The sequence below is a fragment of the Campylobacter concisus genome, assembly GCF_003048555.1.
GTDB lineage: Bacteria > Campylobacterota > Campylobacteria > Campylobacterales > Campylobacteraceae > Campylobacter_A > Campylobacter_A concisus_AO.
Genome location: NZ_PIRR01000061.1, coordinates 1 through 6929, shown reverse-complemented (window position 1 = coordinate 6929; position 6929 = coordinate 1). Strand labels below are relative to the sequence as shown.

Here is a 6929-nt window from a genome sequence, read left to right as displayed (position 1 = left end):
AATTATAACTTTTTTAAAACCATTTTAAAAATTTGATTTAAAAACCTTGATAGTAATGCTATCAAGGTTAAGTATATTTTTATCACTTTGTGTTATAATCTGCCAAAAATTTTAAAACAAGGAAAGAAAAATGGCAGATAAATTTGAATTTCAAACCGAGGTCAATGACCTTTTAAATTTGATGATCCACTCTCTTTACTCAAACAAAGAGATATTTTTAAGAGAGCTCATCTCAAACTCAAACGACGCTCTTGATAAGCTAAACTACTTATGCTTGACTGATGAAAAGTATAAAAACTTAAGCTACACTCCAAGGATCGACATCAAAGTAGATGATAAGGCTAAGACTTTAACCATCAGTGACAATGGTATCGGCATGGATAAGGACGAGCTTATCGCAAATTTAGGCACGATAGCAAGAAGTGGCACAAAAGGCTTTATGAAAAATTTAAGCGGCGATGCCAAAAAAGATAGCTTGCTGATCGGTCAGTTTGGTGTTGGCTTTTACTCAGCATTTATGGTGGCAAACAAGATCGAGGTCATAAGCAAACGAGCACTTAGCGACAAAGCCTACAAATGGACATCTGATGCAAAAAACTATGAGATCGAAGATGCCCAAAAAGAGAGCTTTGGAACGGACATCATCTTACATTTAAATGACAATGAGTTTGCAAATTCTTGGCGTATAGAAGAGATAGTCAAGAAGTATTCAAATCACATTCCTTATCCTATATTTATGGATAAACAAAGCTATGTCGCTCCAAAAGAAGGCGAAAAAGAAGGCACTTATGAGACCAAAAACGAGCAGATAAACAAGGCAAATGCGCTTTGGAGACTAAATAAAGCCAGCCTAAAAGAGCAAGACTACAACGACTTTTATAAGCAAATTTCTCACGATAGCAGCGACCCGCTCCTTTACATCCACACAAAAGCTGAGGGTAAGATCGAGTACTCGACGCTATTTTATGTGCCAAGCACCGAGCCGTTTGATCTCTTTAGGGTTGATTATCAAAGTGGCGTGAAGCTCTATGTGAAAAGAGTCTTTATCACAGATGATGCAAAAGAACTCTTGCCGCCATATTTAAGATTTATCAAGGGTATCATTGATGTTGAGGATCTACCATTAAACGTTAGCCGCGAAATTTTACAAGAAAATGCGATCATGAGAAGTGTCAAAGAGCAAAGCGTAAAGAAAATTTTAAGCGAACTTGCAAAAGTAAAAGATAACGACCGCGAAAAATACATAAAATTTTACAAACTATTTGGCAAGGTTCTAAAAGAGGGACTTTACGGATTTAACGCTGAAAAAGAGCAAATTTTAGATCTTTGTCTATTTAAAAGCTCAAAAAGAGACGGACTTATCAGCCTAAAAGAGTACAAAGAGGCAATGAAAGATGATCAAAAATCTATCTATTATATCAGTGGCAACAACGAAAATATGCTAAGAAATTCGCCGCTTCTAGAAAGCTTTAAGAAAAACGACATCGAAGTGCTCATTATGGACGAAGAGATCGATACGATCGTAATGCCAATGGTTAATGAATTTGACAAAACACCTCTAAAATCAGTCTCACACGCTGACATAAACGACGAGATAAAAAGCGATGAGAAGGTCGATGAAAGCAAGGTTGCAAATACGCTTGTTAAAATGAAAGAAATTTTAAAAGACGAGGTAAAAGATGTAAGACTAAGCTCAAGACTATCAAGCTCGGCTGCGGTGCTAATTTACGACAAAAACGATCCTGATTACGCTATGCAAGAGATGTTAAAACAAATGGGTCAAGGCGCAAATGCTCCAAAAATTAAACCGATCTTGGAGATCAACGCTGATCATGAAATTTTTGCAAAACTAGAGAAAAATGAGGCGATGGTTTATGACATAGCGCCTTTGCTTCTTGATATGGCAAGGCTAAATGAGGGCATGAGTCTAGAAAATCCAGCTAAATTTTCAGAGCTATTAACGAAAGTCATGTTAAAAGCTATCTAAATTTATAAAGCCCAAGAGAAATTTTGGGCTTTACTCTTCTTTATAAAATTTAAATTTCTATAATAGATCGACCTGTACACCATCTTGGATCTCAAGAAAGACGGTGTGTCTTGTGTTTATTGTATTTCCATTGATGGTTTCTTGGCGATTAAATGTCGCTTTATATACTTGATTTACTGCGTCACCCTCACTTGTAACATCTACCTTGTTGTACATGTCACCGACAACGCTATGTTTTCTATTTAGTGTAGCAACATCAGCTTTTGTAGCTTTTACAAAGTCATGTGTGAGCTGTACTAGGTCTTTGCTGTCACCTATGACTTTTAGCACTGTATTTACGCTCTCACTAGCTACACTATTGCTTGCATCCCTTGTGTTTCTGCTATCAATAATATCAAAGACACCATCTGGGCTAAATTTTATAGATACTGCTTGATCAGCACTGCCTAGCTGGATCTTTTCAAAGTTATTTATCTTTTTAACATTATCTAAATTTGAAAAATCCACATCATCAACTACTATCAGAGTATCCACGCCACCTCTACCATCTATCGCCCTACCCTTGCTATAAACAAAGGCATCATCTAGGTTACCACCTTTTATATCACCCTCTTGTCTTAGATATATTAGATCGCCAAAATTTGATTCGCCGTATTTACTAGCATCACTTAGCTCGTAAGAATTTGTAGTCCCTATCTTTTTTAGATGTCCATTTTGAATAAGTGCTTCAACATAATTATTACTAAAAAGATGCGTGCCGCTACCTTGTGCTCCAACTAGCATAGATGAAGGATACGGATATTGGAGGCCATAAGTGTTTGCTACACTTTTTGGAAGCATATATAAAGATAAGTTCATCTCACCGGTTCCGTCCATATACTCCATATCAAGTTTATAAAAACCAGCTTTATCAAATGTAAAATCCCTACTCCACCACTGACCATTTTTACCATACGATGCTTCCGTCGTCGGGTTTATATATGTTGTTGGACTTCCAAATTTTTGTGTCGTTCCATTTATAGTAAGCTCTGCATAGTTATGCAAATCTGCTGCTCTTACAGAGTATATTCCAGGTGCACTTACATATATCCAGCCATTCATCTTCATAACAAGATCAGATCCAACAGGATTTGACTCGCCAAGGGTATAGTTGCCGGGTCTACCTTTTAAAACTCCATTTGCAAAGCCTATGTTATCACCAGTGCCAGCAGCAGTATCGACACCATTTCTAAATTTCTTTGGTGCATATGGATTAGACGCATCATATAAGGTACTATCTCCATGTCTACCAACTCTAGCTAAATCCTCTGCATGCATATTTCCTTGATTAGACAAAGTCTTATAGTGCGTTCCTGAAGCAAACTGCACAACATCGTAGGTGGTAGAGGCACTTGGGGAATAAATTTCCATATAGTCTTTATAGATAGGCTTGCCACCTTGCGTACTATAAACACCAGAATTGTTACCAACTCTAGCTCTCCATGACGGATCTACGTAGTTATAAAACCACATATCAGCATCAAGACCGCTGTTGCCAATAAATGTAACAGTACTAATAGATACGTTTCCTGCGGCGTCAGAATTTTTTATCATAAAATTTGCCCCAGTGCTATTGGCTGATAGGGCAAAATTTTCAGAATAACTATGTGTATTATCAAGAGATGAGCTTTTGTGAACAGAATTTAGCAAATCATAAAGATCAACTTTATTTATGGTATTTTTATTAAGAGTGTTGTTACCATTTGAGTCGGTTCCAATACTACCTGAAATATCTACACTAGTAACATTAGACGTGGCATTTAGTGTGCCTATCGCATCTGGAGTAGCATCAAGATCAACTCGAACCAAGAGATCATCATCTTTTGTTTCATCACTTTTTAAAACAGTCGCTCTAATATTTGAGTATCTTTCATCTAGCTTTATCCCAAGCGCTTCAAAGTCCATATTTACACGCTTGTCTGCACCTACAACTAGATCCATGTAGTTTTGTCCGTTTGGTAAAATTTTAGCATTACCAAGATCATCTTCAAGAGCTAAACGAAGCTTGGTTCCAGGAGCACGGTCTACACCAAAGACTATATTTGGCTGCTCATCGTTAGTAAGCGAAATATTGTACTCTTTTATAGTTTTGCTCTCATTATCAAAGTTATTTTTCTGAATAACTTTTTCATTATCTCCTGCTCTTAAGTATTTTGCGATATTTATAACTCCTCCATCTATCTGCGTAGCAAGCTTTACATCGTCAATATACTCTAAAATTCCAAAGTCAAACAATCTACCACGGACACCATCAGTCGTCGTAGCCTCGCCAGGTGTTGTGATAGTCGCTCTAACCGGCGTAGAATGATCCATAGAAATAGGAACATCTGGTATGCTAAATTTACCACCGACTATTGGAAGCGGTGCCGAACCATCACTTGGTATGGCTGTTAATCCATCGTCGCTTATGGTATATTTGACAGTTGTTGTAACAGATGGTATGGTAGGGGTTGATATCGTGACGTTTATGCTGCTTCCTGGTTTTGTATTATTAGGCAGGTAGATATCAAGATCGCTTTGAGTCGATGACGAGCCAGAAGGAGTTGTGATACTATCTATCAGTCCATCACCATCATTATCCCTTGCAAACTGCACCTTTATGCTATTATCTAGAGTTATCTTGTCTGTGACTGGGGCCGCTTTGTTGCCAGCTTTATCAGTAAATGTAGTTGTAAAATTTGTTGTAAGCCCATAAAGCCTTGTGGTGGTCTCTATAGTGCCATTATTTACACTAATAGGTACGCCATCATCTCTCGTGGCACTATATACACCAGATGCGTTTTGAGAAATTTTAATAGTGATTTTATCTGTTTTACCGTCACTTCCTGCGATATCTATCTCAAATTTATCACCATCTTTTGCATCGTTTGGAATTTTTATCTTTATCGGTGTCTTTACGCCATCAGGGCTAAAGCCACTCTCCTTGCTGGTTAGAACACCATCTTTATCGCTATCTTTTGCAAACTGTACATGCGGGGATTTAATAGGTGCAACTGTATCGCTTGAAATTTCACTCACGCTTGAAGCTTTTGGGGTGCCAGTCGTGCCATCAATGATCGTCGTACTTAGCCTTTTTATGCTTGGATCGCTCGAGTTTGTTGGATCAGCAATTGTTATCTTGCCATTTTCTATAGGGATAATCTCCGTTCCACCATCAAGCGTAGCGGTAAGCCCATCAGGTGAAATGGTATATGTCTTTGTTACGCTTGTTGGTGTGCTAGCTGGATCATCAACTTTGATACGGATCTTGTCGCCAGCCGTAGCATTGTTTGGCACATAAATATCTATCATCAAGGCTGTGCCACCACTTTTTGCGAGCTCGGCTAAATTTATCATGCCATCTTTATTCTCATCAAGCGTAAAAACAGCGATTGGGTTGTTATTGTTTGCTATGGTTATGGTTTCAGTTGCACCTGGATTGCCCGACTTACTTATCATTTGGATATTTACATTTGTTGGAGTTGAAGATGAAATTTTAACCACATTTGCTAGGTTAAAACCGACATTTCCACCACTTTCACTTGTAAGTGGATAGCTCTTACCGCTCTCTTTATCTACAAGCATATTACCAGATGTTTTAACCAGCACTTTTTCATGTAAAGTTCCGTCAGGATCAGTGGTAGTTAGTTTTATCTTGTCGCCTATTTTCATATTTGGTGATAAGATGACCTTTGCATCATCACTTGGTGTGCTAACTGCTGGATTAAAGCTATTTTCGCTTGCATCTATGACGCCATCTCGGTTTAAATCTTTACCCAAAACTACCTTTTTAAAAGCAAGAGTTGGAGTGATAGTATCAACACTTGTGGCTATATTTGCCACAGATGAATTAGTACCATTTGCTAGAGTGATACTAGAATTTACACTAAATGTAGCATTTGGAGCGACAGTGACACTTGGAATGATAAATTCTTTTTGCTCTGGGTTTATAGCATTTGGCACAATAGGTAAAATTTCACTTGGATTATTTATATTTATCACGCTTGTACCAGCTTGATCAACTTTATAAACAAGCATAGTCTTTACACCGTTATTTATGACTTCTAATGCCACTTTATCATTTGGCTTGAAGTCGTTATTAAAAGCAACCGCTATACTTGTATGGTTTGGATCACCACCTGCTTCTGCAATATTTATATAGCCGTCGCCATCAATGTCTTTTAAAATTCTAACACTTGGTGCTGCAATAACTGGAATACTCTCTTTTTGCTCTACCGCTGCTACCGTACCGCTAATAGACCTATGTGCCAATGCCGACTCTTTTAATATGACTGGCAGTACAACCGCACCATCATCAACACTAATAATATTTGAGATATGACCTTGTGTATCAAAATTTAAACCATTTATGCTTGCAAAGCTACTACCGTGGTTTGAGCCATGAGAACTATGACTTGCGTTATGAGAGCTGTCGTCTTCGCCTTTGTTTTTTGTTTCTTCATTCTCAACAAGAAAATTTCTCTTATCTTCTTCTATCTGGGCTTCGCTGCCTTGCGTATTAAAATTTGCTTTTGATAGCTCTTTTGTGATGACGATAGTTTGGGGCTCAAGTAGCGCAATAGGCGAAGCGTGATAGAAATTTATAACGACTGTATCACCACTACTTTGTGTTATGATCTCGTCGCCTAAAAATATCTCATCTCCCTGTTTTAGTGCGATCAACTTTCCATTGCGTTTTACAAATACTTTTCCACTTATTTTTGCGACTATACCAACGTTTTGCATATTTAGTCCTTTAAATTTAATAATCAATCCATTTAAAATTTCACGCGATTATAGCTAAAAAATATTTTATATAAATAAAAGAATCTATATAATAATTTTTTTTATTTTTTACCCATTTTTATATTTATAAATAATTTAAGTTTCTATAAAATGCTAATAAATTGCTCTTTATTGTTAA

The 6929-nt window shown here is 37.2% G+C and carries 2 protein-coding genes; one reads left to right on the top strand and one right to left on the bottom strand.

Features of this window, described 5'->3' with window-relative positions:
* Positions 1–130: 130 nt before the first annotated feature.
* Positions 131–1987: a molecular chaperone HtpG gene (gene htpG / locus CVS92_RS08400; RefSeq protein ID WP_107789145.1), complete on the top strand. Its 1857-nt coding sequence runs from the start codon at positions 131–133 to the stop codon at positions 1985–1987.
* A gap of 57 nt (positions 1988–2044) precedes the next feature.
* Here the strand turns inward: htpG and CVS92_RS08395 are convergent, their stop codons facing one another.
* Positions 2045–6751: a hypothetical protein gene (locus tag CVS92_RS08395; protein WP_107789144.1), complete on the bottom strand. Its 4707-nt coding sequence runs from the start codon at positions 6749–6751 to the stop codon at positions 2045–2047.
* Positions 6752–6929 lie beyond the last annotated feature (178 nt).

Excerpts from the sequence above, each read along its gene's own strand:
- htpG (WP_107789145.1), top strand. The coding sequence starts at position 131 with ATGGCAGATAAATTTGAATTTCAAACCGAGGTCAATGACCTTTTAAAT.
- CVS92_RS08395 (WP_107789144.1), bottom strand. The coding sequence starts at position 6,751 with ATGCAAAACGTTGGTATAGTCGCAAAAATAAGTGGAAAAGTATTTGTA.